We start from the raw sequence: 1,205 nt of genomic DNA, 5'->3' as shown, positions 1-1,205 counted from the left end.
ATTTCCTTTTTCTATCAAGGAACTTAATTTATTTTAAAAGAAACATCTTTAGTTATTTCTTTTTGTGGATTATTGCACGCAAACAATATACCACATAAAAGCAATGTATACTTGTTCATATATTTAGTTTAATAAATTAGTAATATCAAATCGTATAATTGCAATTTCGGGCTCTTCCGTCACTGTATATAATGTTTTTTCGTCTTCTGAAACAGCAATTCTACCAACGCTTCTTTCTGATCTTAAATTTTTTAATAAATTTCCTTTGTGATCAAACACCAAAATATTACGGGGTTTGAGTGTTTTAAGTTTTTCTCTGCTTAAAACCTCACCGAAATAACTACAAAAAATGTAATTCTTGGTTATTTTCACATCAGGAAAACCCAGTTTTAACTGTTTTCTGTCCAATTGATCACCTTTATAAACCGGTTTTTCTATGTAATGATCCCAAAGTAGTTCACTACCTCCTTTTTGTTGTTGGTAGCAGGCGATATAGCCTAAAGATGCCATAACAAATACAAATTTGCTGTTATGGGTATCAATATTACCTACATAAGAGGTCATATTGGTACTTTTGTGATTATTATCAGGAACTTCTCCTAAACTATCTATAATACTTAAATTATTATCAAGAACTATTAAAGGTTCGGATATACCAAAAGGGACAGAACCTACAAAACAGTTGTCATTTAATATTTTTCCGCTAGTAATATGTGCATTAGTACTTTTCAATGGAATTTCTTTAGCTATGGTTAATTCAGTATTGTTAACAATTTCTTCCCAATTATATTTCCTAAGCTTTTTTAACATCAAATCATATATAAGTATGTTATTGTTTTTATCAAATCCCCAATAATTGGGCTGTATAAATTCTTCTGGTGCACTTCCAAATTTACCAGCGTGTTTAATTTCGCTACCATTGTCTGTATCAACTATTTTTATGACATCTTCTCCTTTGTGCATAAGCAGGAACAAATTATTATTTATAATTTCGATGCATAGAGGGTAACTCATTACAATTTCATTCGGATAATCAATGCTTTTGATAGGGGTTTCATCCGGTAGAATTAATAAATCTGATTTTTGTTTAGTACAAGAAATACAGAATAATAACAAGAAGAAGATCGTATTTTTCATTACATAAAAATATTTATTAAAATAATGACTTTTTGGTTGAATGAAATCAGAGAACTTTCGATAAGTCA

1 protein-coding gene is annotated in these 1,205 nt (G+C 29.2%); it reads right to left on the bottom strand.

Going from position 1 to position 1,205, the window contains the following annotated elements:
- Positions 1–123: 123 nt before the first annotated feature.
- A partial coding sequence (locus tag DXA15_RS25060; protein WP_369683088.1) for a BF3164 family lipoprotein occupies positions 124–1,205 on the bottom strand: 1,082 nt, incomplete at its 5' end.

The sequence above is a fragment of the Parabacteroides sp. AM58-2XD genome, from assembly GCF_003463685.1.
GTDB classification, from domain to species: domain Bacteria; phylum Bacteroidota; class Bacteroidia; order Bacteroidales; family Tannerellaceae; genus Parabacteroides; species Parabacteroides segnis.
The sequence above is the reverse complement of the archived record's forward strand: the minus strand, read 5'-3'. Positions and strand labels throughout refer to the sequence as shown.